Source organism: Trinickia diaoshuihuensis (assembly GCF_003390925.1).
Taxonomy (GTDB): Bacteria; Pseudomonadota; Gammaproteobacteria; order Burkholderiales; family Burkholderiaceae; genus Trinickia; species Trinickia diaoshuihuensis.
In genome coordinates this window covers 1-25,769 of the sequence record NZ_QUBS01000082.1, presented here as the reverse complement: position 1 = coordinate 25,769, position 25,769 = coordinate 1, and the positions used below count along the sequence as shown (strand labels likewise).

Genomic DNA, 25,769 nt, shown 5'->3' with positions numbered 1-25,769 from the left:
CGTTCAGGCCGCATGCGTGGCGAAAAGCGCGCGTTTGATCTTTTGCAGGGCCGCATAGGGCGTCAAGAAATGCAGCAGATTCTTGGCGAGCCCGAGCCAATCGTAGACGTTGGCCGCATTGAAGTAGCGCCATTGCAGCTTCAGCGTCGAGACGATCTGGCTGCGCCGCTTCGTGGCGCTGATCCCGCCTTCGTTCAGTTCGTAATACAACCCAAGCTCGGGCAGGTTCGCGCAGTCGTAGCGTTCCATCAACCTTAGGAACAAATCGAGGTCCTCGGCGGCGCGGTACGCGACACGGTAGTTGCCTACCGCGCGCACCGCATCCACACGCAGCATCATCGACGGATGCACGAGCGAGGTCCGGAAAAAACGCAGCCGCCGCACGCCGGCCGGATCGGCGGCGGGCCTCAGCGAAAACAGCGGCGCGCCCGTACGCGAGACGACTTGCGTCCACATGCCGAGTCCGGCCACATGCGGATGCGCCTCGAGGTAGGCGCGCTGTTTCTCGAGCCGCCGCGGGGCGGCGAGATCTCCCGCGTCGATCCGTGCGGCGTAGCGATAGCCGCGCGCGGCCAGCGCTTCGATGCCCGCCTGGAGCGCGCGCTCGATGCCGCTGTTTTGCGGCATGCGCACGATTTCGATGTCCATGTTCGGTAGGCGGGGAGCGACGATCGGCTCGGCGCTGCCGTCGTCCACGATCAATACGTGCACGGGCGCGCGCTCGTCGAACGAGGCGAGCGTCCGTTCGACGTCGGGCTGCGCGTTATAGGCCGGCATCAACACGGCGACGTCGCCGAGCATGTCCTGCGGGGTGGAGCGGGCGGAAGGCGTCGTCATGGGCGCAACTTGAATCGAATGTAATAGACGTTGACGGCAACCGCCGCGGCGTAGCCGGCGGCCAGCCCCGCCAGCGCGCCGAACGCGCCGAGGCGCGGGATCGCAAGCCGATTCACCGCGAAGGCGACGGCCAGCGCGAGCAGCCATTTCGTGAGAAGCACGAACTTCGCTTGATACTTCAGGAGCACGAGATTGCCGATGGCCTCGATGCCTGCCGGCACCGAAAGCCAGACGCACCAGCGAAAAATCGGGATCGCGCTCACATAGTTCGGGCCGAAGACGCGCGTGATGACAAACGGGGCGAGCGCATCGAGCACGAGCGCGCCGAACACCATGACGCCCGCGGCGAGCACCATCAGGCGGATCACGTTGCGCATCAGATGCGCGCGGTCCTGCACGCGGTAGACGAACGCCGGTGCGATCGTTTGGGCGAGCATCAAGGCGAGCGCGATCCAGTTTTCGTTGATCTGCTGCGCGGCCGAGTAGCGGCCGAGATCGGCGAACGAGATCGCGCGCTCCAGCATCAAGCGATCGAGCTTCAAGAACAAATACATGCAGACGAGGCCGACCCAGAAGACGGTGCCGGCGCTCGCGAAATGGCGCAGCAAACGAGGTTCGACGCGCCACCCGAGCTTGCCGCCATGGCGCCGCGCGTAGTAACCGACCAAGATGACGCCGATAACGGCCGCCTCGAGCGCCCAGAGCCAAGCGAAATGCGGTGCGGCCGCCGCCGTTCGGACGAACAGATAGACGAGCCCGAGCTTGACGATCGCCGTGGCCATGCTCGTCACCAGTTGCGGCTTGCTGTAGGTCAGGCTCTGAAGCCACGAATTGATCACACCGATGAACGGCTCGCGAAACAGCATCGTCACGGCCAGTCCCGCGAGCATCGCGCCGACGACGGGATCGAACGCGCCTGCCGCGATGGCGGCCCAGGTACCGGCGAGCGCGAGCGCCGAGACCGAGATTCGTAAGACGAAGGCGCTCCCAATGACGGTGCCCAGATCGCCTTCGCCGCGTTGGACGATGGTGGGTACGAGAATTTCGGCGCCGCAGACCCAGGTGATCGGCGCGAGCACGAGCAGCAGCGTGTTCGCGTATTGCCACTTACCGAACACGTCGGGCCCGAAATACCGCGCAAGCAGGCCCGCGATCGCGATCGCGACGACGATCTGCGTGAGCCGCTCCAGGCCCAGCCAGACGATGTTGGCCGCGGCCTTCGCGATGTCGGGATGGGCAATGCGCCTCAGCATGGGATGAAAGGCAGGAATCTTGCTCGTCATGCCGCTGCCGGCATGGAAATGGCGCGCTTTTCGGCCGTGTTCTCGTACGGCCGTGCAGCGAAGGGGCATATGCGCATTAAAATGGGCGCGACGCGCCGATCGAAAAACCGCAATTATAAGTGGGTTGCCGGCGCCAGCATCTTTCCAATCGCAGCCAAAAGAGAGCCATCAATGATCTCGCAATCCATCTTCAAGGCGTATGACATCCGAGGCGTCATCGGCAAAACTCTGGACGAAAACGTCGCTCGGCTCGTCGGGCGGGCGTTCGGCAGCGAAGTGCGCGCGCAAGGCGGCACGGGCGTCGTCGTCGCGCGCGACGGCCGTTTGTCGGGTCCCTCGCTGATCAAGGCGCTCGCCGAAGGGCTGCGCGCCGCCGGGGTCGACGTGGTCGATATCGGCATGGTGCCCACGCCCGTCGGCTATTTCGCCGCGAGCGTACCGCTCGCGCTCGCAGGCGGGGAGCGCCGCATCGATTCGTGCATCGTCGTGACCGGCAGTCACAATCCGCCCGATTACAACGGCTTCAAGATGGTGCTGCGCGGCGCCGCCATCTACGGCGAGCAAATCCAGGCACTCTATCGCCGCATCGAAAAGGACGATTTCGCTAGTGGCAGCGGCGGCTATGAGCAATACGATATCGCCGACACGTATATCGAACGCATCGTCGGCGACGTCAAACTCGCGCGGCCGATGAAGATCGTCGTCGACGCCGGCAACGGCGTCGCCGGCGCGCTCGGGCCGCGGCTTTTCAAGGCGCTCGGCTGCGAACTCGTCGAGCTGTTTACCGAGATCGACGGCAATTTCCCGAACCATCACCCCGATCCGGCCCACCCCGAAAACTTGCAGGACGTCATTCGCGCGCTGAAGGAAACCGATGCCGAGATCGGCTTCGCGTTCGACGGCGACGGCGATCGTCTCGGCGTCGTGACGAAAGACGGGCAAATCATTTATCCCGACCGCCAACTGATGCTGTTCGCGCAAGAAGTGCTATCGCGCAACGCGGGCGCGCAGATCATCTACGACGTCAAATGCACGCGCAATCTGGCGAAGTGGGTGCGCGCGAAGGGCGGCGAACCCGTCATGTGGAAGACGGGGCACTCGCTCGTGAAGGCGAAGCTGCGCGAAACCGGTGCGCCGCTCGCGGGCGAAATGAGCGGCCACGTCTTCTTCAAGGATCGCTGGTACGGGTTCGACGACGGCCTGTATACGGGCGCGCGCCTGCTCGAGTTGCTCTCGCGCGAGCAAGACCCGAGCAAGGTCCTCAACGATCTGCCCAATTCCCTGTCCACGCCCGAACTGCAACTGAAGCTGGAAGAGGGCGAGAACTTCGAATTGATCGGCCGTCTGCAGAAGGAGGCGCGCTTCACAGGCGCCGATGAAGTGATCACGATCGACGGTTTGCGGGTGGAATATCCCGATGGTTTCGGGCTCGCGCGTTCGTCGAATACGACGCCCGTCGTCGTGTTGCGCTTCGAGGCCGACAGCGAGGAAGCGCTCAAGCGCATTAAGGACGATTTCCGCCGCGTGATCGTCGCGGCTAAGCCCGACGCGAAGCTTCCCTTCTAAACGCCATGCGTGCGTGAGCCAGGCCGTCTAGGCGGCCCGCTCGGTCATTGCGGCACAGCCAGGGCCGGCTCGGAAGCCGGCGCGGGCTGTGCCGCCGGCGTTTGCGGGTTGCTCGGCACCGGGTTCGCATTCTTGACGGGATCGGCCGGTCCGAGCGCCACGGGCAGCGGTGCCGACGCCGAAACGGCCGGTGCGGCCGCCGGCACGGCGGGGCTCAGCAGCGAGGCCGCGGGCGCGACGACGGTGGTCGCCGCCGAGGCGGCCGGCGTTTCGATCAAGCGGGGCGCGCCGGGCAGCGTGGTCGCCGTGACGGCGGCGGTGGGTACGGGCGCGGTTTTGATCAGCGTGCTGACGTAGTGCTGGACCGAATCGAAGAACCGGTCGTAAAAGGCGTTCGATTGAATCGTTTCGCTCGATACCTTCACCATTGCGTCGCTGTTGGAGCGGATCGGCAGCGAGACAGATCCGAGCAGGCTCAAACCGACGCTGGCCGACGTATCGCTCTTTTTCAGCGTATAGCCGCTTTGGATGGCGTTCGCATAGACGATGCTGGAGCCGTCCGCGTCGATGCCCGGCGTGCAAACGACGTGAAATTCCACCGTCACGTGCGAGTCGCCGCTCGGTTGGAAGTCCTTGGTCGCATCGATTCGATCGGTTTGCGTGAGCGTCGTCAAATACCCTTGGTTCAGCAACGCACGGCGTACCGCTTCGCAGGCGTCGGCGTTGCCGACCTTGAACGTGCGCGAGAACGGGCTCGCGCCCGTATCGAACATTTCCTGCTGGAACTTCGGCTGCGGCGCGCTCGAGCAAGCGGCCAAAGCCGCCATGGCCGTCAGGGCGGCGAGGGTGCGTGCCGCGCGGACTCGGAATAGGCGAAACGAACTGGACATGATACGGATTTGATTGCTGCGCGCGGGTACGCACGTGATTCGAACGACGAGCATTGTAGTGCCTTCCGGCACACGAGGCAGGCGCTCAAGCAACCGGCGCCGTGACATCATGGCACTTCGCCCGGCGAGCGTGCGGCACAGCGCGCGGCGAAAACGGGCCGCGGGCGCGGTAGAATCCCAGCCCTTCAGGCAGTGCTCGGCGCACGGCGTTCCCTCCCTTGAGCGCCGCGCCCCCTAGAGCCGTACCTTTCTTTTTTCTTTCAGCGTGCAAAAGATACTGCTCGTTCGCGTATCGTCGCTCGGCGACGTCGTTCACAACATGCCGGCCGTCGCGGACATCCGGCGCCTTTACCCCGATGCGCAGATCGACTGGCTCGTCGAAGAGAGCTTCGCCGATCTGGTGACGCTCGTGCGTGGCGTGCGCCGCGCCATCCCGTTTTCGTTGCGGCGCTGGCGCAAGCGGCTTTTCTCGCCGGCTACGTGGCGGGAGATCGGGGCTTTCCGGCGCGCGCTGGCGGCCGAGCGTTACGACCTCGTCATCGACTGCCAGGGCCTGATCAAGACGGCCTGGGTTGCAAGCTGGGCCCGCGGGCCGCTCGTCGGGCTCGGCAACCGCACCGACGGTGCGGGCTACGAATGGCCCGTGCGGTTTTTCTACGATCGCCGCGTGCCGATCGCGCCGCGTACGCACGTGGTCGAGCGCACGCGGCAACTCGTGGCGCAAGCGATCGGCGCGCCGCCACCCGCGCCGACCGACGAAATCGACTTCGGGCTCGATTCGTCGCAAGCCGCGCGCGCGTTGGCCGGACTCGGGCTGAACCTGCCCGTGCCCTATGTGGTGCTCGTGCACGCCACGTCCCGCGCCGATAAGCAATGGCCCGACGCTTCGTGGATCGAGCTTGGCCGCGCATTGGTCGCGCGGGGCGCGTCGCTGGTCCTGCCTTGGGGCAGCGACGCCGAGCGCGCGACGAGCGAGCGGCTCGCCAAGGAATTCGGGGCGGCGGCCATCGTGCCGCCGCGTCTGTCGTTGCCGGCCGTCGTCGGGCTGCTCGATGGGGCGGCGGCGACCGTCGGCGTGGATACGGGGTTGGTTCATATTGCCGCGGCGCTCAAGCGTCCCACCGTCGAGTTGTACAATTTCGCGACCGCATGGCGCACGGGCGGCTATTGGTCGCCGCGCGTCGTCAATCTGGGCACCGCCGGCGATCCGCCGACGCTGCAACACGTGAAGACCGCATTGGCCGCATTCGGCCTGCTGTAACCGCTCGCGCTTAGACGGGACCATGAACGAATCGCAAATCCTCGAAGTGAACTGCACCGATTGGGCGGGCTCCGACCTGTCCGTCACACGCGATACGCTGCGCGTGGCGCTCGAAACGGGCAAGGTCCTGTATTTCCCGAATCTCCGTTTCGCGATCGAAGGCGGGGAGACGGCCTTGCTCGACCCGGCGCTCGCCGATCCGAAACGCAAGAACATCAGCCTCGATCCGAACGGCGGCGCATTGCACGGCGTCGCCGGCGATGCGGTCACGCAATCCGCCGTGCGCGCGCTCGTTGCGCGTTATCAGACGCAGGCGCGCATGCTCGTCGACTGTTTGGTGCCCGAGTACCGCGACGCGTTGCGTCCCGCGCCCACGAGCTTGCGTCTCATGCGCGTGGAAACGCGCCACACGTCGTGGCGCAAGGACGACAGCCGGCTGCATGTGGATGCATTCCCGTCGCGGCCCAACCGGGGCGAGCGCATCATGCGCGTGTTCGCGAACGTCAATCCGCGCGGCGAGCCGCGCGTGTGGCGCGTCGGCGAGCCGTTCGAACAAGTGGCGCGGCGCTTCTTGCCGCAGATCAAGCGGCAGGTCCCCGGCTCGGCGTGGCTTCTGAACGCGCTGCAGATCACGAAGTCGCCGCGCAGCGCCTACGATCATTTGATGCTCAATCTGCACGACAGCATGAAAGCGGACCTCGAATATCAAAAGTCGTGTCAGCAAGAGACCATCCCTTTCCCGCCCGGCAGTACGTGGATTTGCTTTTCCGATCAAACCTCGCATGCGGCGATGTCGGGGCAGTTCATGCTCGAGCAGACGTTTTTCCTGCCGGTACGCGCGATGGTTCAACCTGAATGCGCGCCGCTCGGCATTCTCGAGCGGCTCGAAGGCCGCGCCCTGGTTTGATGCCGGTGCGCCTGAGTGCGCCAGAAGCGGCGGCGCTGGGAGGGCCGGTATGTTGAGGTTCGTCTATCGCGCGTTGTGGTGGGTCGTCGCGCCGCTTGCCGTCTTGCGTTTGCTGATCCGTTCGCGGCGCGAGCGGGGCTACCGCGAGCATATCGGCGAGCGTTTCGGTTTTGCGCGCGGGCGGCTCCCCGAGGACGACGCGCCGCTCATTTGGGTGCACGCCGTCTCGGTCGGCGAAACGCGCGCGGCCCAGCCGCTCGTCGCCGCGTTGATGCAAGCGCGGCCCGACGCACGGCTGCTCGTCACGCACATGACGCCGAGCGGGCGGGCCACCGGCGTGCAGTTGTTCGGTGAGCGCGTGCTGCGCTGTTATCTTCCGTATGACCTGCCGCATGCCGTGCGCCGCTTTTTGCGCGCGTGGCGGCCCTCGCTCGGTATCGTCATGGAAACGGAAGTATGGCCGACGCTGATCGACGAATGCCGTGCCGCCGACGTGCCGCTCGTATTGACCAACGCGCGGATGTCGGCGCGCTCGCATAGGCGCGCGGCCCGTTTCGGCGCGGCCACGCGCGAAGTCTTCGGCGGGTTCACGCGCGTGCTCGCGCAAAGCCCCTCCGATGCCGAGCGGCTCACTGCGCTCGGCGCGCGCAACGTCGCGGTGCTCGGCAATCTGAAGTTCGATATGGCCACGCCCCCCGATATCGTCGCGCGCGGCCGGGCTTGGCGCACCGCGATCGGCGCCCGGCCCGTGTGGGTGGCCGCCAGTACGCGCGAAGGCGAGGAGGCGCTCGTGCTCGACGCCTTCACCGCGTTGGCAACCGAAGACGCGCTGCTGATTCTCGTGCCGCGTCATCCGCAGCGTTTCGACGAAGTCGGCGCGCTGATCGAACGGCGCGGTTTGCGTTCGATCCGGCGCTCGGCCTGGGGCGGCGCATCGCTCGCGGCGGCTGCCGCCGCCTCGGTGGCGAACGAACCGCTTCCGGGCGACGTGAAGGTGCTGCTCGGCGATTCGATGGGAGAGCTTGGCGCGTACTACGCGGCGTCCGATGTCGCCTTCATCGGCGGCAGTCTGTTGCCGTTGGGCGGCCAGAACCTCATCGAAGCGTGCGCGGTCGGCGTGCCCGTGTTGATCGGTCCGCACGTGTTCAACTTCACGCAGGCGACGGCCGATGCCGTCAGCGCGGGCGCGGCCGTGCAAGTGGCCGACCCGGCCGACCTGGCTCGCGTGCTCGGCGAACTGTTTGCCGATAAGTCGAGGCGTGTGGCGATGGGGGCCGCGGCGTCGGCGTTTGCCGCGCGCCATCGCGGTGCGACGGCGCGCACCGTGGAAGTCCTCACCGCACTGCTTCCCCCCGAAGGCGCGGCCGAGTAACGCATCGAACCGCGCCGGCCTAGCCGGCGAGCAAGCCCTTGCGTTCGATGAACGCGATCACATCGGCAAGCCCGCTTTGGGTTTTCAAGTTGCACATGACGAACGGCCGCTCGCCGCGCATCGTTTTCGCATCGGCGGCCATGATTTCGAGATTGGCGCCGACGTGCGGCGCGAGGTCGATCTTGTTGATGACGAGCAAGTCCGACTTCGTGATGCCGGGGCCGCCCTTGCGCGGAATTTTTTCGCCGCCGGCCACGTCGATGACGTAAATCGTCAGATCGGAGAGCTCGGGGCTGAACGTTGCCGCGAGGTTGTCGCCGCCCGATTCGATAAAGACGATGTCGGCATCGGGAAAGCGCTTGAGCATCCGATCGACGGCTTCCAGATTGATCGACGCATCTTCGCGGATCGCCGTATGCGGGCAGCCGCCCGTCTCCACGCCCATGATCCGCTCGGGCTCTAGGGCGCCGGCCACGGTCAGCAGGCGCTGGTCTTCCTTGGTATAGATGTCGTTCGTGATGGCGACGAGATCGTATCGATCGCGCATCGCCTTGCACAGCATTTCGAGCAGTGTCGTCTTGCCCGAACCTACCGGGCCGCCTACGCCGACGCGCAGCGGCGGCAGTTTCTTGGTTCTCATTGCTTGATGCCCTTTCGATTTACGACCGGAAAAGCCGTGAATATTGTGTTTCGTGCCGAGCGCAAAGCACGCCCAGCATGGGGGAGAACGTGTTGATCCGCTCGGGCGGCGTATCGAGCGCGCGTGCGACGGCCCGATCGATGACCGCGCGCGCGGCCACCAAGATCCGCTGCCCCGCGAGTTGGCCGAGCGGGACGGCTTTGATGGCCGCGGCGACCTGATTCTCGGCCCAGGCGAACGCGTAGGCGGCCAGCGCCGCATCGACCGGTACCTCGTGAATCGCCGCGGCGAATGCGAATGCCGTCGGCTGCGAGAGCGGCGTCAGTCTCTCGAGCGTCGCTCGCCGCGCCGCGTCGCCCCATTCAAGCGAGCATGCGAGCTGTTTCAGCGACCATCCCATCTGCTCGGTCTCGCGTCTGAGTTCGGCGGCTTCTCGGCTCGCTAGGAATTCGCGGTCGGCCTGCATGAGCGCAGGCGCGTCGTGCCGCTGCCAGCGCGCGAACTGATGCGCGATGAACGGCAATTCGCCGCGCGCGAGCACATGCAGCAAGCCGTTTTCGATCCATTCGCACGCCGTGCCGGTGTCGCCGATCCATTGCGCCTCGACCGCGGCCTCGAGGCCCTGCGAATAACTGAACGCGCCGATCGGCAGGGCCGGCGAGGCGAGATGCAATAGGGCGGTCAACTCGGCGAGGCGCATGGTTTCAATGCTTCTCGGAATGGTTGTGTCCGCAACTGCTGCCGTGAACATGATCGTGCTCGCGATGATGAGCGTGACCCTCGCCGTGGTCGTGACCATGACCATGTCCGGCTTCGTGTCCATGGCCGTGACGCTGGACGAACACTTGTTGCGCGAGCGCGTAGTCCTCGGCGAACGTGGCGTCGTGACCATGACGGTGCCCGCCGCCGTAAGCACCCGACTCGGGGTGAAACGGCAGCGTCGCACGTTCGACGCGCGCGCCGAGGCGCGTGAGCATCGTTTCCAGTACCGGGTCGGCTTCGAGCTTCAGATAGTCGGCACCGATTTCGACGGGCGTGTGGCGATTGCCCAGATGATAGGCCGCTCGCGTGAGGGTCAGTGCATCGGAGGCGCGCACGACCAGCACGGCCTCGGAGGCTGCGATCACGCGCACGAGCGCGCCGTCGTCGGCGACGAGGACGTCGCCGCCGGCAAGAATGGTCCCGCGCGGCATGACGAGCGCGATCTCCTCGCCCGTGTCGAGCACCGCCGCGAGGCGGCTCTTGCAACGCGCGTCGTAGGCGAGCGTCAGCGTGGGCGCGCGCGCCACGAGTGAGGCGGCGAGCTTGGCGGGAGGGGAAACGCGTTTATCGATCGTACGCATTGGCCGGGTGAATCAAAAAAGGAAATACCGCTGCGCCATCGGCAAAACCGATGCCGGCTCGCAGGTGAGCAACTCGCCGTCCGCGACCACCTCGTACGTTTCGGGATCGACGCTGATCGCCGGCTGCCAGGCGTTGTGAACCATGTTCGCCTTCGACACCGTACGGCATCCGCGTACCGGCACCACGCGCTTTTGCAGCCCGTAACGTTCGGCGACGCCCGCATCGGCCGCCATCTGCGAGACGAAGGTCAGCGACGTGCGGGCCAGCGCCGCGCCACGGGTTGCGAACATCTCGCGGTAGTGCACGGGCTGCGGCGTCGGAATCGACGCATTCGGGTCGCCCATTTGCGCGAGCGCGATCATGCCGCCCTTGAGGATCAGCGTGGGTTTCACCCCGAAAAACGCCGGTTCCCAAAACACGAGATCGGCCCACTTGCCCGGTTCGATCGAACCGACTTCATGAGCGATCCCATGGGTGAGCGCGGGATTGATCGTGTACTTCGCCACATAACGCTTCGCGCGGAAGTTATCGTTGCGCGCGTTGTCTTGTGCAAGCGAGCCGCGCTGCACCTTCATCTTATGTGCGGTCTGCCACGTGCGCAGGATGACTTCGCCCACGCGCCCCATGGCCTGCGAATCGGAGGAAAGCATCGACAGCGCGCCGAGATCGTGCAGGATATCCTCGGCCGCGATCGTCTCGCGCCGGATTCGCGATTCGGCGAACGCGAGGTCTTCGGCGATCGAGGCGTCCAAGTGGTGGCAGACCATCAACATGTCGAGATGCTCGTCGAGCGTATTGATGGTGTAGGGGCGCGTCGGGTTCGTCGACGACGGCAGGACGTTGGCCTCGCCGCAGACCTTGATGATGTCGGGCGCGTGGCCGCCGCCCGCGCCTTCCGTGTGATAGGTATGGATCGTTCGGCCCTTGAACGCGGCGACGGTCGCCTCGACGAACCCTGCCTCGTTCAACGTGTCGGTGTGGATGGCGACTTGCGTGTCGGTCTCGTCGGCCACGCTCAGGCAGTTGTCGATCGCGGCGGGCGTCGAGCCCCAGTCCTCATGCAGCTTCAGGCCGATGGCGCCCGCCGCGATTTGCTCGACGAGCGGATCGGGCAAGCTCGTGTTGCCTTTACCGAGGAAGCCGAGATTCATGGGCCAGCCGTCCGCGGCTTGCAGCATCCGCTCCAGATGCCACGGACCGGGCGTGCACGTCGTCGCATTCGTTCCCGTGGCGGGACCCGTTCCGCCGCCGAGCATCGTCGTCACACCCGAGGCCAGCGCTTCCTCGATCTGCTGCGGGCAGATGAAGTGAATATGCGTGTCGATGCCGCCGGCCGTCACGATGAGGCCTTCGCCCGCGATGATTTCGGTGGCCGCGCCGATGGCGATCGTCACACCGGGCTGAATGTCGGGGTTGCCGGCCTTGCCGATCGCGGCGATGCGACCGTCCTTGATCGCGATGTCGGCTTTGACGATTCCCCAGTGATCGAGAATGACGGCGTTCGTGACGACCGTATCGGCCACTTCACGCGCGACGCGCTGCGATTGCCCCATGCCGTCGCGGATGACCTTCCCGCCGCCGAATTTCACTTCCTCGCCGTAGATGGTGAAGTCGCGCTCGATCTCGATCGTGAGCTCGGTGTCGGCGAGGCGAATGCGATCGCCCGTGGTAGGACCGAACATTTCCGCGTAGGCGCGGCGGCTGATGCGTAAAGTCATGACGGTTGGAAGTCCTATGGATCGACTAATGATGAGTGCGGCGAGTGCTCACAACGGTCCCATCACCTTGCCGTTGAAGCCGTAGACGGCGCGCGCGCCGGCCAACGCGACGAGTTCGACGGTGCGCGACTGCCCCGGCTCGAAGCGCACGGCCGTACCGGCGGCGATGTTCAGCCGGAAGCCGCGCGCTTGTTCGCGATCGAAGGCGAGTGCCGGATTCGCTTCGTAAAAGTGGTAGTGCGAGCCGACTTGCACCGGACGGTCGCCCGTATTGGCGACGCTGAGCGTGCGCGTTTCGCGGCCCGCGTTCAATTCGATCTCGCCGTCTTCGGTCAGGATTTCACCGGGAATCATGATGAGCGTGTGCCTGCGTCAAGGAATCGGATGGTGGACGGTCACGAGCTTGGTGCCGTCGGGGAAAGTCGCCTCGATCTGGATCTCGGGAATCATTTCGGGAACGCCTTCCATGACGTCCTCGCGCGTAAGCAGTGTCGTACCGTAGTGCATGACTTCCGCCACCGTTTTGCCGTCGCGCGCGGCTTCCATCAACGCGGCGGAAATGAAAGCAACCGCTTCCGGGTGATTCAGTTTCAAGCCGCGTGCGCGGCGTCGTTCCGCCAGCAGGGCGGCGGTGAATATCAGCAGCTTGTCTTTTTCTCTAGGCGTCAGTTTCATGGCGCGCGGGGCTCAAACGGGGTGATGAAAGATCGGACGGCGGCTCGTGCGATGCCAGCCGGCGATTGCTATGCTTTAAGTACTCCAAATGCGCAGGGCGCGCGCATCGACGCCGTGCACGATCGGCCGCAGCGTATGCCAGCACTGCGCCAGCGTATGTTGCAGCGCCTCCATGGAATGCGCGAGCGCGCGCACGACGAGGACGCCCGGCGTGACGCACGATACGCCCGCGCGTTGTCGATCGTCGAACGGTAAGCTGGGTGCCAGTTTTTCCGCCAGCGTGTCGTCGCAACCGGGGCCGATCGCCCATAGCGTTCCATACGCAGGATGACCGCCGAGCCCCTGGTGCACCATGCGCAGGGCATCGTCCGCCGTCAACTCGGCTCGTTCGAACCACAGCAATTCGCCCGATGCTTTGACGATGCGCGCCGTGCTCGACAGGGCGCCGGCGGACCAATGCTCGCCGGCCGCGACGCGCCCAAGCTGCGTCGCATCCCAACCGATCGCGCTGGCGCCTTCGGCCAGCGTCAGCGTGAACTCGAGCGCCACGCGCGCATCGTCGAAGACGATATTGTTTTGCGGCAGCCAATCGAGCTTCGCCCCGGCGCCCACATCGATGGCGATGCGCTGGCGCGCGAGGCGTCCGTTCGACTTGTACCATTTGGCCGCGCCCGGCGTCGTCAGCACGGCGTGAGACAGTGGGCCGAGCGAGACGTCGAGCGTCAAGTCGTCTCCCCCCGCGATGCCCCCGGGAGGATGAACGACGACCGCATGGCAGATCGATTCGCCTTCCGGATAAAGCGGTTTTTGCACGCGCAGCGGGCCTTGATGCAAACGATGCGCGAGGGTCGTGCGCGCGTTGCGCCGCTCGAAGCCCAGTGCAAGGCTTGCTTGCCAGCCTTGGCTCGCGCGCGGCGCCGGTGCGTGAGCCGCAAGCGCTGAAGCGTCCAATACGTGTGAAGACATGAAAAGCGTGGGGCGTGGGATAGGCGCGCGTCAAGATGGGATCGAGCATAGCACCGCGCATGTCAGACCGCGATCATCTCGCGAACGCCGCGTGCATCCATCTCGCTGCCCGCGCCGCTCGCGACGATTTCGCCGCGCCGCATGACCCAATAGTGATCGGCCAGGGCCTTGGCGAAGTCGTAATACTGCTCGACGAGCAGCACGGTCATCCCCGTCTCGTCGACGAGCTTGCGCAAGGTCCGGCCGATTTCCTGAATGACCGAGGGCTGGATGCCTTCGGTGGGTTCGTCGAGGATCAGCAATTGCGGCTCGCTCATCAGCGCGCGGCCGATCGCAAGCTGCTGTTGCTGACCGCCCGACAAATCGCCGCCGCGCCGTCTGCGCATCTCTTGCAGGACGGGAAAGAGCGCGTAGATGCGTTCGGGTACGCGCGAGACGCCGCGCTTACTGGCGGCGCCCACGAGCAGGTTTTCCTCGACGGAGAGCCGCGCGAAGATATCGCGGCCCTGCGGCACGTAGGCGATGCCGCGCGCCACGCGTGCCGGCGGCGCGAGGGCGTCGAGCGTTTCGCCGCGCCACGCGATCGTGCCGCTCTTGGCGCGGACGACACCCATCAGGCAGCGCATCAACGTCGTTTTACCGACGCCGTTGCGGCCGAGCAGAACCGTGAGCGAGGCGGCGGGCACGTGCATCGTCACGTCGCGCAAGATATGGCTGCCGCCGTAGAACTGATTGAGTCCGGTTACATCGAGCATCGAAGCTGTCCTTGTCGATACGGTCGAGTGAGGCTGGAGCGTTTCATCGATTCGAGCCTTAGCGGCCAAGGTACGATTCGACGACTGCCTCGTCGCGTTTGACTTCGTCGAGCGTGCCTTGAGCAAGCACGCGCCCCTCGGCCATCACCGTGACGCGCCCGTGCGTACCCGCGAGCGCCGCGACGAATTCCATGTCGTGTTCGACGACGATCATGGAGCAGGTTCCGCGCAACCGATCGAGCAAGGCGGCGAGCGCCATCGTCTCGTCGTCGGTCATGCCGGCGGCGGGTTCGTCGAGCAAGAGCAATGCGGGCTGCTGCATCAACAGCATGCCGATCTCGAGGCGCTGCTTTTGACCATGCGAGAGTTCACCCGCGGGCCGCCATGCCTCCTCACCGAGGCCGATCGTGGCGAGCGTCTCCTCGATGCGCAGGGCGGCGTCGTGCGTCAGGCGCGCGCGCAGCGACGCATGCCAGCGTTTGTCGGTTTTCATCGCGAGTTCGAGGTTCTCCCATACGGGATGGGCCTCGAACACCGTCGGCTTCTGGAACTTACGGCCGATGCCCGCGCGCGCGATCGTCGGTTCGTCCATGCGCGTGAGATCGAGCGTCTGACCGAGGAAGACGCGTCCGTGATCGGGCCGCGTGCGGCCGGTAATCACATCCATCATCGTCGTTTTACCGGCCCCGTTCGGTCCGATGATGCAGCGCAACTCGCCCGCATCAAGCGTCAGCGACAAACCGTTCAACGCGCGGAAGCCGTCGAAGCTGACCGTCACGTCCTCCAGATAGAGGATCGTGCCGTGCGTGATATCGATGGCGCCGGGGGTAACGAGGTGCGCCATCGGCGCGTCGCCGGAGGGTGGGGCGAGCAGCGTCGTGCTGTCGTCGGTGGTGTGTATCGTCTTCATTGGCGTGCCCTGCCTCGCGCGAACGATGCCGCCAGTCCGGCGAGCCCGCGCGGCAACGCGAGCGGGACGACGACGAACAGCGCACCGAGAAAGAACAGCCAATACTCGGGCAGATAGGCCGTGAACGCGCTGCGCGCCGCGTTGACCGCGAAGGCTCCGGCAATCGGCCCGAGCAACGTCCCGCGCCCTCCCACCGCTACCCAAATCGCCATTTCGATCGAGTTGGCGGGGGACATCTCGCTCGGATTGATGATGCCGACTTGCGGAACGTACAGCGCCCCCGCGATCGCGCAGAGCATGGCCGAGAACGTCCAAATGAATAGCTTGTAGGCGAGCGGGCTATAACCGAGAAACATCAAACGCGTCTCGCTGTCGCGCATGGCCGTGACGACGCGTCCGAGCTTCGAGGTAACGATGGCGCGCGCGCCGACGAAGGCCAGCACGAGTACGCCGAACGTCAGCAAGAAGAGCGTCACGCGCGTGGAAGGGTGAGCGATCGGAAAACCGGCGATGCGTTTGAAGTCGGTGAAGCCGTTGTTGCCGCCGAAGCCCGTTTCGTTCCGATAAAACAGCAGCATCGCCGCGTACGTGAGCGCCTGCGTGATGATCGACAGATACACGCCTTGAACGCGCGAACGAAACGCGAAGAAGCCGAAGGTCCACGCGAGCAGCGCGGGCACGACGAGCACGAGCACGAGCGCGTACCAAAGGTGCTCCGTGCCGTGCCAGAACCAGGGCAACTCGTGCCAGTTCAGGAACACCATGAAGTCCGGCAGGTCGCTGCCGTAGACGCCGTCATGTCCGATCGCACGCATCAAGTACATACCGATCGCGTACCCGCCTAGCGCGAAAAACAGACCGTGCCCGAGGCTCAAGATGCCGCAATAACCCCAGACGAGATCGAGCGCGAGCGCGGCGATGGCGTAGCACATGAACTTGCCGCCGATCGTCAACGTATAAGCCGACAGATGAAAGGCGCTCGATGCCGGCAATAAGAGTGCGGCGATCGGTGCGCCGCAGCCGACGATGAGCACGAGCGCGAGCAGCATGGCCCATGCGCGGGGAGAGAGCAACGCGCGCCGTTCCGGCAGTGCGAGGCCGGCGGTGGGCGGTGGGGCCGTCCGCGCATGACGCCCTTCGCGCGAACCGGCTTTTTGCGCGGCCCCGGGAGAGGTGAGAGAACGCATTGCTGGCCTCATGCGCTGCGTCCTTTCAGGGCGAACAGCCCCTGCGGACGCTTCTGAATGACGAGGACGATCAGCACGAGCACGGCGATTTTCGCGAGCACCGCGCCGGAGACCGGTTCGATGGCTTTCGACAAGATGCCGAGTCCGAAGCTGCCGATTACCGTGCCGGCGAGTTGCCCGACGCCGCCGAGCACGACCGCCATGAACGAATCGACGATATAGCTTTGTCCCAGGTCTGGGCCGACATTGCCGATCTGCGATAGCGCGCAGCCGCCGAGGCCCGCGATGCCCGCGCCGAACGCGAACGCGTACGAATCGACGAATGCCGTCTTTACGCCGACGCACGCCGCCATCGCCCGGTTCTGGGTGACGGCGCGCACGAAGAGCCCGAGCCGCGTGCGCGTCAGCACGGCCCATGCGATGACGACGACAGCCAGCGAGAACGCGAGGATGACGATGCGGTTGTACGGCAGGATGAGGTTTTGCATCACCGTGACGCCCCCGGTCATCCACGCCGGATTCGTGACTTGCACGTTTTGAGCGCCGAAGAGCGTGCGTGTGGCTTGCATGAGCACGAGGCTCGCGCCGAACGTCGTCAGCAGCGTTTCGAGCGGCCGGCCGTAGAGGCGCCTGAGCACGAGCCGCTCTAGTATGACGCCGACGAGCGCCGCGGCGGCGAACGAGGCGGGTACCGCCGCAAGCGGATACCAGTCGAACGCGGCCGGCGCATAGTGACGGAACGCGTTTTGCACGACGTAGGTGGCGTAGGCGCCGATCATCAGAAATTCGCCGTGCGCCATGTTGATGACGCCAATCACGCCATAGGTGATCGCGAGGCCCAACGCCGCGAGCAGCAACACGCTGCCCAGCGAGACGCCGGCGAATAGCGTTCCGGCGATACGGCCGTTGCGCGTCATCGCGTCGAGCGCATCGATGCCGCGCTGCGCCGCCGCGCGCACTTCGGGATCGGGTTCGGCGAAGCTGCCGTCGGCGCGCTGCGCGACGAGCGGGCGCAGCAACGGATAAAGCTCCAAGTCACGCCGCGCCGCCAACAGTTGCACGGCCTCGAGCCGTTTGCTCGCGTTGGGATCGGTGAGCGCGGTCGTGGCCCATAAGACATCGAGACGGCGTTTGAGCGCCGGATCCGTTTCCTTTGCGCGAGCGGCTTCGACGAGCGCCTTCATCGAGGGGTCGGGGTTCGCGAGCAGCGCGTCCGCGGCGCGGCGGCGTACTTCCAGATCGGGGGACGCCAACTGCACGCCGGCCAATGCGTGGACGAGCTTGCTGCGCAGGCGATTGTCGAGCATGACGGGCTGGGCATCGCCGATCGTGACGAGTTGGCCCGAAACGGCGTCGCGCGCTTGCGTGTCGTCGGGGCTTTGCGCGACCAGCACGGCGCCCGCATCGGTGGCTAGCGCGCGGTCTTGGGCAAGCGCGCCGAGCACGGCCAACGCCGCGGGATCGTCATGCTTGGCCGCGAGCGCGTCGATCGCGGCCGCTTTCGCATGGAAGTCGTCGCCGGCCAGCGGGGCCACGTCCGATGCCGACAGCGCGAACGCCGGGCAGTTCGCGAGCGAGTAGGCAAGCACGGCCGCTAAGAAGCCGCGGCATAAGAATCGATTCATGAGTCGTGGCGCGAGAAAGACGACGGTCCAAGGGCAGGCGACGGCATCGCGCGGCGCAGGGACGCGCTCGCGATGCCGTGCCCCGGCTAAGCGTTAAGCGTGCAGCCGCCTAGACGAGCCGGCGCCTGCGCAAGAAGTCGCCGATCGAACTGACCACGTCCGGCTTGCCTGCGTTGCCCGCGATGAACGGGCTCCACGGTTGCGCGCGAACGGGTGCCTTCGTCTTCCAGACGATGTTGAATTGCCCATCGCCGCGAATTTCGCCGATCATGACGGGCTTGTGCAGATGGTGGTTGCCGTCCATCGTCAATGTGAAGCCCGAGGGGGCAGCTACGCTTTGGCCGATCATCGCGACGCGTACCTTATCGACGTCGGTGCTCTTCGCTTTTTCGACGGCTTGCTTCCACATATGAATGCCGACGAACGTGGCTTCCATCGGATCGTTCGTCACGCGTTTGGCGCCGCCGGCGAGGTTCTGCGACTGGACCCACTCGGCCCATTGCGACTTGAACTTGGTGTTGGCCGGGCTGCGCACCGACATGAAGTAGTTCCACGCGGCCAGATGGCCCACGAGCGGTTTCGTGTCGATCCCGCGCAACTCTTCCTCGCCGACCGAGAACGCGACGACGGGCGTATCGGTCGCCTTGATGCCTTGATTGCCGAGTTCCTTATAGAACGGCACGTTCGAGTCGCCGTTGATGGTCGAGACGACCGTGGTCTTCCCGCCTTGCGCGAACGCCTTGATATTGGCGACGATCGTTTGGTAGTCGCTGTGTCCGAAGGGGGTGTAAACCTCTTGAATGTCTGCGTCGGCCACGCCCTTCGAGTGCAGGAAGGCGCGCAGGATCTTGTTGGTCGTACGCGGATAGACGTAGTCGGTGCCGAGCAAGAAGAAGCGCTTTGCGCCACCGCCTTCCGCGCTCATCAGGTATTCGACGGCGGGCAGCGCTTGCTGATTGGGTGCGGCGCCCGTATAGAAGACATTGCGCGACATCTCCTCGCCTTCGTATTGAACGGGGTAATAGAGCAGACCGTTCAATTCCTCGAAGACGGGCAAGACCGATTTGCGCGAGACCGACGTCCAGCAACCGAATACGCAAGCGACTTTTTCTTGGGTCAGCAGTTGGCGGGCCTTTTCGGCGAAGAGCGGCCAATTCGATGCGGGGTCGACGACGACGGGCTCGATCGGGCGGCCCATGACGCCGCCGTTCTTGTTGATGTCGGCGATCGTCATGAGCGCCGTGTCTTTGAGCGACGTTTCGGAAATCGCCATCGTGCCCGACAACGAATGCAAGATGCCGACCTTGATGGGTCCCTTCGACGATTGCGCGCGAACGAATGGGGCTTGTCCCGCGAGCGCAAGCGCGCCGGAGAGCGTACCGAGCTTCAACAAGCTACGACGTTTCATGTGCTTCCCCTTGCCGGTGCTGAATTGACGTTTATTGGAGTACGTCGCGCATCGCGTGCATCGAGACAAACCGACGGCCGCGAGCGGACCGCCGAGCAACGCAAGGGGTATGCCAATCGAGCCATGGCAACGGTGAGGCCGCAATGGTGGGCGTTTGGCGCGATAGGGCGCTGCCCAACGATCGGGCAGGCGGGGTCAAGTTGGTGCGCGCCGGCGCCGAGGGTGAGCGCGACGCGCGATGTTGGTGAAGCGTTTTAGGGTAAGCGCTGCGCCGGCCGAAAAAAAAGCCGGCCTTGCATCGGGCCGGCTTTCCTCGCGGTAATGGTATCGATGGTACCGATCAATAGAGCGGTACTTTCGGATCGACCTGGCGCGACCAGGCGTCGATACCGCCTTGGAGATTGAAGACGTTCTTGAAGCCGCGCCCTTCGAGGAACATCGCCACGTTGGCGCTGCGCGCGCCGTGATGGCAAATGCAAACGATCTGGGCTTCGTCGTCGAGTTCTTCGCTGCGCGCGGGGATATCGCGCATCGGAATGTCCACGGTCCCGGCGATGTGCGCGGTCGCGACTTCCCAGGGTTCACGCACGTCGAGCAGCACGGGCGCGGCGCGCGAGGTATCGGCCAGCCATTCGGCGAGTGCGGGCGCGGTCAGATTTTGCATGATGGCGATCGAAAGTTAGAACTTGAACCGCGGCGGTTGAACCGCGTTGACGAGCGGCTCGATGAAGGTTTCGAAGATGTCGGCCATGCGGAATTGCTTTTCGTCGACGCGCGTGATGATTTGCGCCTTCATGACGGGCGCCGTGCCGACGAACGCCGCGAGACGGCCGCCGATCTTCAGTTGCTCGAGGATTTCCTGCGGCAGCACCGGCAGACCGCCCGAGACGCAGATCACGTCGTACGGCGCGCTTGCGGGCCAGCCGCGCGCGCCGTCGCCGAGCGCGACTTCCGCGTTCGTCACGCCGTTTTCGGCGAGATTGCGTTTTGCTAGCTCAGCGAGTTCCGGCTTGATCTCCACCGTCAGTACGTGGCGTGCGCGATGGGCGAGCAGGGCGGCCATGTAGCCGGAACCCGCGCCGATTTCGAGCACCGTTTCGTGCTTCTTGACCGCCAACTCTTGCAGCACGCGCGCTTCGACGCGCGGGAAAAGCATATGCTCGCCGGCGGGCAGCGGCACTTCGAGATCGGCGAATGCGAGTTCGCGGTAGGCGGCGGGAACGTAGTCTTCGCGCTTGACGACCGACAGCAGATTCAGCACGTCCTGGTCCAGCACGTCCCAGGGGCGAATTTGTTGTTCGATCATGTTGAAACGGGCTTGCTCGATGTTCATGGCGACTTGACGGACTTGGACGTAGCGGTTCGGTACGACGGAAAGAAACTTTCGAATTGTACCAAACCGGGTGCCCGCCGCCGTGTTCTTCAGCGTTTGCTACGTTTGATCTGCGCTTCGAAGGCAGCGTCGAGCTTGCTGACTTTCTTGGGCTTGGCCGGCGAAATGGCGTCGACGAAGGCGACGAACGTATCGAGCGGCAATGGTTCGGAGAGCGGCAACTCGACGCCGCTCGCGCGATCGACGAGACGAAACAAACCGCCGGGCATCCCGATGGCGGCGTAATGAGCGTTGCCGGTGCGCTCCTTGAGCCTTTGCACCGCTGAAATGGCGCGCGTACCGCGCATGCTGCGATCCTCGTAAAATCGTGGGCGAAGCATCTACTTTACCAAGGATGCGGGTTGGCGCGCCCGTCGCGCCGGCGCCGGTCCAACCTATCGATTCGAGCCATCGTATTGAACGCCCCCGCCTCGCCTATTCATTCTCCCGCCGCTCCTGACCCGGAACACGCCTGCCGCCCGGGGTGCGGGGCTTGTTGCATCGCTCCCTCTATCACGAGCCCGATTCCCGGGATGCCGAACGGCAAGCCGGCCGGCGTGCGGTGCGTCCAACTCGATGAAAACGCCCGTTGCCGGATCTTTGGGCACCCGGAACGCCCGGCCTGCTGCTCGGGTTTGCAGCCGCAGCCGCAGATGTGCGGGGCCACGCAAGCGCATGCGTTAGCATGGCTGACTCAACTGGAAGCGGATACCCGGCCGGCTGAGCGGTAGGGCGGATATCGGATGGAAATACCGGGCCGATCGGAACACTAGGAGGTTATGCATGACGAATGTTGTCGCGCCGCGCCGGCGTCGATTGTTGGGGATGGCTTGCGCGGCGTTGGCCGGCGCGAGCATCGGTTTGTCGCTGTCGGCGTGCGCGAGCTCGACGTTTCCGTTCATTCCCGACCACTACACGTTCTCGCGCGAGCAGGTGCAGGCCGCGGTCGCTCGCAAGTTTCCCTATCGGCACACCGTGTCGCAGCTATTCAACGTGGCGCTGACGAATCCCATCGTCGGCTTCGAGCCCGGCTCCAATCGCGTCACCGTCCATGTGGACGCGCACGTCGAAAGCCCATTTCTACAGCAGCCGGTGGACGGCGGTTTCCTGGTGACGAGCCAGCTTCAGTACGACGAGCCGAGTCACGCGGTCGTGCTGCGCTCGCCGAGCGTCGAGCGCGTCGATGTCGGCGGCGAGGCGCGGGCGTACCGGCAACAAATCGAAGCGGCCGGCGCGCTGGCGGCCGCGCAGTGGCTCGACGGCTATCCGATCTATACGTTCAAGCCCGAGCAACTCCAGTTCGGCGGCGTGAACTTCGAACCCGGTACAATCACAATCCTTACAAACGGCATACGCGTCCAAATCGTCGAAAAATGACGACGGCGCGGCCGCGAGGGGCCGCGCCCGTACGATCGTCCGGTCCGCTCGCACTGCACCTGTTCGATAGAGAGGGCATCGATGGACTGGATTTTGATCGGTAAGGCGTTGATTCTCGGCGTGGTCGAAGGGCTGACCGAATTCCTGCCCGTGTCGAGTACGGGGCATCTGATCGTCGTCGGCAGTTTGCTCGATTTTGGCGGCGACGCCGCGAAGACATTCCACGTCGTCATCCAGTTCGGCGCCATTCTCGCGGTCTGCTGGGAATACCGGCAACGTATCGGGCGCGTGGCGTCGGGGGTATGGGGCGATTCGACGCAGCGCCGGTTTGCGCTGAACGTCGTGATTGCGACGATTCCGGCCGTGTTGCTGGGGTTATCGTTCGAATCCGTCATCAAAAGCGCATTGTTCGCGCCGGTGCCCGTGGCGGTCGCACTGGTCTTAGGGGGTATCGTCATCTTATGGGCGCAGGCGCGCGAGCGGCGGCGCGGCGCGGCGGCGGGCCGGATTCGCACGATCGACGAATTGCGTCCGCTCGATGCGCTGAAGGTGGGGTTCGCGCAATGCTGCGCGTTGATACCGGGTGTATCGCGCTCGGGCTCGACGATCATCGGTGCCATGCTGCTCGGCGTCGAACGGCGCGTGGCTACCGAGTTCTCGTTTTTTCTTGCGATTCCCGTGATTGGCGGCGCGACGCTTTATGAGCTCGTCAAACACCGCGGCATGGCATTCGTCGATAACGTCGATATCTTCACGGCGGGCACCGCCGCGGCCTTCGTCAGTGCTTTCGTTTGCGTGCGCTGGTTGTTGCGCTATCTCGCCACGCACGATTTCACGGCGTTCGCGTGGTATCGCATCGCGTTCGGGATGATCGTACTCGTCATCGGCTATAGCGATGTGTTGAACTGGGGCGCGTAGCAGTTTGGGTTTGGCGCCCCCGTTGTGGATGCGGGGGCGCGGCGTTCGATTAGCGGCGCTTGAACACCAGATCCCATACGCCGTGGCCGAGCCGCAGGCCGCGGCGCTCGAACTTCGTCACGGGGCGGTACTCGGGCCGCGGCGCGTAATCTTGCGCCGTGTTTTCCAGCGACGGATCAGCGCTCAGGACCTCGAGCATTTGTTCGGCGTAGTTTTGCCAATCGGTGGCGCAGTGCAGGTAGGCGCCGGGCTTCAGGCGCGACGCCAGCAGCGCCACGAACGGCGGCTGAATGAGGCGGCGCTTGTGATGGCGCGCCTTGTGCCACGGGTCGGGGAAAAAGATGTGGACGCCATCGAGCGATCCGGGTTCGATCATCTGCTCGATGACCTCGACGGCGTCGTGCTGAATGATTCGAATATTCGTCAGCCCTTGGTCGCCGATGAGCTTCAGAAGCGCGCCCACGCCGGGCTCGTGCACCTCCACGCCGATGAAATCGTCACCCGGCCGGGCGGCGGCGATTTCCGCAGTGGTCGCGCCCATGCCGAAGCCGATCTCGAGCACGCGGGGAGCTTGCCGGCCGAATACGGCATCCCAGTTGGCGGGGCTTGGCGCGTAGGGGACGACGAAGCGCGGACCCCACTCGTCGAGCGCGCGGCGCTGACCCGTGGAGACGCGCCCGGCGCGCGTCACGAAGCTGCGGATGCGGCGCGGATAGCGGGGGGCGTCGGCGGAAGCGGGTGCGGGCTCGGCGGCGTCGCCGGGGGCATCGGGCGGCAGGCCCGTATCGTTCGGATCGTGAATCATCGTTATCAACAGTCGAAGGCGCTGGCGCCCGCCGAATGAAAAAGCCGCCAACGCGGGCGGCTTGCGTGTCGGGCGCTTGCCGGCGCGGGGCCGGCTTCAAGTAGTGGGCGAGATTGTAGACGAGAGCGCGGCGCGCGGGAAATTCCGTTGCCGCTTTGGCGTGCCCGAGGCCTTAGTCAGAGACGACGACGTGCATCCGATTCGGAAATTCGAGCCGGAATTCGCGCGTGCGGCCGACGCGCACGTCCAGCAGCAATCGCTCTACTTCGTGGATCATTTGTTGGCTGCGCTCCGCGTCGTGGGGCGGCTTGTCGTGCATGTCGGCGACGAGTGCTTGGCGCGTATCGACGAGCAGGCCGACTGCGCTCGTGCGTGACATGAAATACCGTTCCATCTTTATCGGTTGCGCAAAAAGTGGGCAGGCGGCCGAACGACTCGCTGACTCGAGGGTTGGCCGAGCCTGATATCGACAACGGCGGGCGCCGGAAATTCCGCGAACGCTGCAAAAGTATGATCAATATTTGGGGCGGGGCCGACCGTCATTTGCGCGCGCACGCGGATGCGGGGATCGCCGACGCGGATATCGTGGGGGTGGCCCGCACGTTTTCAAGGCAGGGCTAGGGTTAGGGGCAGCTATCCGAGGAGAGGCTCTGCATGATTTGTTTGGTGCGGTCGGTGGTGCATACCGCGAGCGCGGCCGACTGCATCGAGCCGTCGCTCCATTGCCGCTGCGCCGATTGCCGGCACGTTTCGTCGCGGCGCCGCTGCCAAGCCGCCACTTTTTGCGCCAGCACGGCGCCGCATTTCGGGAAGGCGGCCCGTTTTTCGTCGAGGAGCCGAGTCAAGGTGCGTTCGGCGGCGAGTTCGTCGCGCCAGGCGCAGAGCTTCATACTATTGCGGTTTGCGTTGCAGTCGGCGAGGAGCGCCGTGACTTGCGTGGGGCTGACGCCGGTGCGTTTCGCTAGTTCGTCGATAAGCGTTTGCGCAGGCGCCGCCATGGCGACCGATAGGAAGCCGAGCAGTAGTAGGATGCGTTTCGCGAATGTTTCCGCCGACATGGCAGGCTCACGTCATCAGAGGCAAATGCCGACTCCGGATGAGGCGCTTGGGGGACATACGGCCGGAAGGGGCGTGGGAGCGCGGACCGGGCGCGCGAGCCGTTTGGTGCTTAAGCAGAAGCGGGCGGCGCGGGCGTGCAACGTAGTGTCCGGGACAAGCCGAAGAGCAGTATAGCAAGTCTGGCGGGAGGGCTGGGTTGCGGCGGGAGAGGCTTGATGCGTGCCGAGGTGTCCCGATAGGACGGACGGCATCAGCCTGAGTGCTGTGTGGAGCGGGCGATGGGAATCGAACCCACGTCTCTAGCTTGGGAAGCTAGGGTAATAGCCATTATACGACGCCCGCAGAGCCGGTGATTGTACAGGGGTTTGGATGGTTTGGGGAGAGCGGTGTCGCGGTCGCTGGCATCGAAACTGGCATGGCTCGACGATGGAGCGGTGGCATGGCTTGGGAATGGTGAGCGGTTGGCCGGGATTGGCCAGTCGCATGGTCCACCGCCCGACGTTTGAAGGTCCAGACGCCCCCGCTATTGGCCGTCTAGTCGACGGGGTCTATTCACGTAGACCTAATCTCAGCGCTTGTAGAGTTGTAGCTAACGCCGATTGCGAGTCTTGCATCTTGGTCGGACTGAATTTCTCCTGGCGGACGTTTCGCCGCATGTCGTGCTTGCCTTAATCACGTCGTCCAAAAATTGTAAATTTTTGCTTGTGACCAGCGTCTTCTGTCAGTAAGAAGGCGCGATCGGATACTGAAACAATGGTTGCGTATGCAGTTGCACCATTGGGATAAAGATCCGATAGGTTGGGTAAGTGGAGCTAACGTCAATAGTGGTGTATGAACAAATTGACGGCGATCGATTTCAAGCGGCGAGTTTCTGCTGAACCGGCCGATCGTCTT

General features: G+C 64.8%; 27 protein-coding genes, 1 tRNA gene and 1 pseudogene. 7 read left to right on the top strand and 22 right to left on the bottom strand.

Annotation, left to right across the window (positions count from 1 at the left end; translation table 11 throughout):
* Positions 1 to 3: 3 nt before the first annotated feature.
* Positions 4 to 837 (bottom strand): glycosyltransferase, encoded by an 834-nt coding sequence (locus DXT59_RS20455; RefSeq protein WP_116138703.1) that lies wholly within the window; start codon positions 835 to 837, stop codon positions 4 to 6.
* The gene (locus tag DXT59_RS20450) at positions 834 to 2,090 is read right to left on the bottom strand and encodes an MATE family efflux transporter (protein ID WP_116138851.1); all 1,257 of its coding nucleotides are present in this window, start codon (positions 2,088 to 2,090) and stop codon (positions 834 to 836) included. Before DXT59_RS20450 ends, DXT59_RS20455 begins: the two co-directional genes overlap by 4 nt.
* A 201-nt stretch (positions 2,091 to 2,291) precedes the next feature.
* Here DXT59_RS20450 and DXT59_RS20445 point away from each other — a divergent pair, with 201 nt between their 5' ends.
* A complete protein-coding gene (locus tag DXT59_RS20445; RefSeq protein ID WP_116138702.1) occupies positions 2,292 to 3,686 on the top strand; it encodes a phosphomannomutase/phosphoglucomutase in 1,395 nt (464 codons plus the stop codon).
* Positions 3,687 to 3,730: 44 nt separating this feature from the next.
* Here DXT59_RS20445 and DXT59_RS20440 read toward each other — a convergent pair whose 3' ends face one another.
* The gene (locus tag DXT59_RS20440; RefSeq protein WP_116138850.1) at positions 3,731 to 4,576 is read right to left on the bottom strand and encodes a DUF2242 domain-containing protein; all 846 of its coding nucleotides are present in this window, start codon (positions 4,574 to 4,576) and stop codon (positions 3,731 to 3,733) included.
* Positions 4,577 to 4,895: 319 nt separating this feature from the next.
* On the opposite strand from DXT59_RS20440, the gene waaC reads away from it, so the two are divergent.
* The 3 genes from waaC to waaA are packed head-to-tail and all read left to right on the top strand — an operon-like array spanning position 4,896 to position 8,116.
* Complete coding sequence (waaC, locus tag DXT59_RS20435) at positions 4,896 to 5,837, top strand: lipopolysaccharide heptosyltransferase I (protein WP_240324613.1); 942 nt, start codon at positions 4,896 to 4,898, stop codon at positions 5,835 to 5,837.
* Between the two features lie 22 nt (positions 5,838 to 5,859).
* Positions 5,860 to 6,744 (top strand): Kdo hydroxylase KdoO, encoded by an 885-nt coding sequence (locus DXT59_RS20430; RefSeq protein WP_116138701.1) that lies wholly within the window; start codon positions 5,860 to 5,862, stop codon positions 6,742 to 6,744.
* A 49-nt stretch (positions 6,745 to 6,793) separates the two neighbouring features.
* Positions 6,794 to 8,116 carry a lipid IV(A) 3-deoxy-D-manno-octulosonic acid transferase gene (waaA, locus tag DXT59_RS20425; protein WP_116138700.1) on the top strand — a complete coding sequence of 441 codons (1,323 nt, stop codon included), beginning with the start codon at positions 6,794 to 6,796 and terminating at the stop codon, positions 8,114 to 8,116.
* Positions 8,117 to 8,135: 19 nt separating this feature from the next.
* Here the strand turns inward: waaA and ureG are convergent, their stop codons facing one another.
* The 15 genes and pseudogenes from ureG to DXT59_RS20350 all read right to left on the bottom strand — a co-directional run bounded on the left by ureG (position 8,136) and on the right by DXT59_RS20350 (position 21,024).
* On the bottom strand, positions 8,136 to 8,756 hold the full coding sequence (gene ureG / locus DXT59_RS20420; protein WP_116138699.1) for an urease accessory protein UreG: 621 nt from the start codon (positions 8,754 to 8,756) through the stop codon (positions 8,136 to 8,138).
* 19 nt (positions 8,757 to 8,775) lie between these two features.
* Positions 8,776 to 9,456, bottom strand: a complete 681-nt coding sequence (locus tag DXT59_RS20415; protein ID WP_116138698.1) for an urease accessory protein UreF — start codon at positions 9,454 to 9,456, stop codon at positions 8,776 to 8,778.
* Between the two features lie 4 nt (positions 9,457 to 9,460).
* Positions 9,461 to 10,099: an urease accessory protein UreE gene (gene ureE / locus DXT59_RS20410; protein WP_116138697.1), complete on the bottom strand. Its 639-nt coding sequence runs from the start codon at positions 10,097 to 10,099 to the stop codon at positions 9,461 to 9,463.
* Positions 10,100 to 10,111: 12 nt separating this feature from the next.
* Positions 10,112 to 11,818 (bottom strand): urease subunit alpha, encoded by a 1,707-nt coding sequence (gene ureC, locus DXT59_RS20405; protein ID WP_116138696.1) that lies wholly within the window; start codon positions 11,816 to 11,818, stop codon positions 10,112 to 10,114.
* A gap of 48 nt (positions 11,819 to 11,866) precedes the next feature.
* Positions 11,867 to 12,172 carry an urease subunit beta gene (locus DXT59_RS20400; RefSeq protein WP_116138695.1) on the bottom strand — a complete coding sequence of 102 codons (306 nt, stop codon included), beginning with the start codon at positions 12,170 to 12,172 and terminating at the stop codon, positions 11,867 to 11,869.
* An 18-nt stretch (positions 12,173 to 12,190) separates the two neighbouring features.
* On the bottom strand, positions 12,191 to 12,493 hold the full coding sequence (locus DXT59_RS20395) for an urease subunit gamma (RefSeq protein WP_116138694.1): 303 nt from the start codon (positions 12,491 to 12,493) through the stop codon (positions 12,191 to 12,193).
* Positions 12,494 to 12,568: 75 nt separating this feature from the next.
* Positions 12,569 to 13,459 (bottom strand): urease accessory protein UreD, encoded by an 891-nt coding sequence (locus tag DXT59_RS20390; protein WP_116138693.1) that lies wholly within the window; start codon positions 13,457 to 13,459, stop codon positions 12,569 to 12,571.
* 62 nt (positions 13,460 to 13,521) lie between these two features.
* On the bottom strand, positions 13,522 to 14,214 hold the full coding sequence (gene urtE, locus DXT59_RS20385) for an urea ABC transporter ATP-binding subunit UrtE (protein ID WP_116138692.1): 693 nt from the start codon (positions 14,212 to 14,214) through the stop codon (positions 13,522 to 13,524).
* Positions 14,215 to 14,272: 58 nt separating this feature from the next.
* Positions 14,273 to 15,073: pseudogene (gene urtD / locus DXT59_RS20380) on the bottom strand (urea ABC transporter ATP-binding protein UrtD); the annotation flags it as partial.
* Positions 15,074 to 15,120: 47 nt separating this feature from the next.
* Positions 15,121 to 16,323, bottom strand: coding sequence for an urea ABC transporter permease subunit UrtC (urtC, locus tag DXT59_RS20375; RefSeq protein ID WP_420823405.1), 1,203 nt, complete (start codon positions 16,321 to 16,323; stop codon positions 15,121 to 15,123).
* Positions 16,320 to 17,936, bottom strand: coding sequence for an urea ABC transporter permease subunit UrtB (gene urtB / locus DXT59_RS20370; protein ID WP_116138689.1), 1,617 nt, complete (start codon positions 17,934 to 17,936; stop codon positions 16,320 to 16,322). Before urtB ends, urtC begins: the two co-directional genes overlap by 4 nt.
* 109 nt (positions 17,937 to 18,045) lie before the next feature.
* The gene (urtA, locus tag DXT59_RS20365; protein WP_116138848.1) at positions 18,046 to 19,344 is read right to left on the bottom strand and encodes an urea ABC transporter substrate-binding protein; all 1,299 of its coding nucleotides are present in this window, start codon (positions 19,342 to 19,344) and stop codon (positions 18,046 to 18,048) included.
* 340 nt (positions 19,345 to 19,684) lie between these two features.
* The gene (locus DXT59_RS20360) at positions 19,685 to 20,008 is read right to left on the bottom strand and encodes a rhodanese-like domain-containing protein (RefSeq protein WP_116138688.1); all 324 of its coding nucleotides are present in this window, start codon (positions 20,006 to 20,008) and stop codon (positions 19,685 to 19,687) included.
* A 15-nt stretch (positions 20,009 to 20,023) separates the two neighbouring features.
* Positions 20,024 to 20,677, bottom strand: a complete 654-nt coding sequence (locus DXT59_RS20355) for a protein-L-isoaspartate O-methyltransferase family protein (RefSeq protein WP_116138687.1) — start codon at positions 20,675 to 20,677, stop codon at positions 20,024 to 20,026.
* Positions 20,678 to 20,766: 89 nt separating this feature from the next.
* Positions 20,767 to 21,024, bottom strand: coding sequence for a hypothetical protein (locus DXT59_RS20350; RefSeq protein WP_116138686.1), 258 nt, complete (start codon positions 21,022 to 21,024; stop codon positions 20,767 to 20,769).
* A 108-nt stretch (positions 21,025 to 21,132) separates the two neighbouring features.
* Between DXT59_RS20350 and DXT59_RS20345 the strand changes: the two genes are divergently transcribed.
* The 3 genes from DXT59_RS20345 (at position 21,133) to DXT59_RS20335 (ending at position 23,011) form a co-directional block, all read left to right on the top strand.
* Positions 21,133 to 21,447, top strand: coding sequence for a YkgJ family cysteine cluster protein (locus DXT59_RS20345; protein ID WP_420823404.1), 315 nt, complete (start codon positions 21,133 to 21,135; stop codon positions 21,445 to 21,447).
* Positions 21,448 to 21,499: 52 nt separating this feature from the next.
* Positions 21,500 to 22,093 carry a DUF1439 domain-containing protein gene (locus DXT59_RS20340; RefSeq protein WP_116138685.1) on the top strand — a complete coding sequence of 198 codons (594 nt, stop codon included), beginning with the start codon at positions 21,500 to 21,502 and terminating at the stop codon, positions 22,091 to 22,093.
* A gap of 81 nt (positions 22,094 to 22,174) precedes the next feature.
* Positions 22,175 to 23,011 (top strand): undecaprenyl-diphosphate phosphatase, encoded by an 837-nt coding sequence (locus DXT59_RS20335; RefSeq protein ID WP_116138684.1) that lies wholly within the window; start codon positions 22,175 to 22,177, stop codon positions 23,009 to 23,011.
* A gap of 49 nt (positions 23,012 to 23,060) precedes the next feature.
* On the opposite strand, the gene trmB is transcribed toward DXT59_RS20335, so the two are convergent.
* From trmB to DXT59_RS20315, 4 genes are all read right to left on the bottom strand, one after another.
* Positions 23,061 to 23,816 (bottom strand): tRNA (guanosine(46)-N7)-methyltransferase TrmB, encoded by a 756-nt coding sequence (trmB, locus tag DXT59_RS20330; RefSeq protein ID WP_116138683.1) that lies wholly within the window; start codon positions 23,814 to 23,816, stop codon positions 23,061 to 23,063.
* Positions 23,817 to 23,988: 172 nt separating this feature from the next.
* On the bottom strand, positions 23,989 to 24,195 hold the full coding sequence (locus tag DXT59_RS20325; RefSeq protein WP_162878163.1) for a hypothetical protein: 207 nt from the start codon (positions 24,193 to 24,195) through the stop codon (positions 23,989 to 23,991).
* Positions 24,196 to 24,439: 244 nt separating this feature from the next.
* Positions 24,440 to 24,874 carry a lysozyme inhibitor LprI family protein gene (locus tag DXT59_RS20320; RefSeq protein WP_116138681.1) on the bottom strand — a complete coding sequence of 145 codons (435 nt, stop codon included), beginning with the start codon at positions 24,872 to 24,874 and terminating at the stop codon, positions 24,440 to 24,442.
* 268 nt (positions 24,875 to 25,142) lie between these two features.
* Positions 25,143 to 25,217 (bottom strand) — tRNA-Gly (locus DXT59_RS20315).
* Positions 25,218 to 25,769 lie beyond the last annotated feature (552 nt).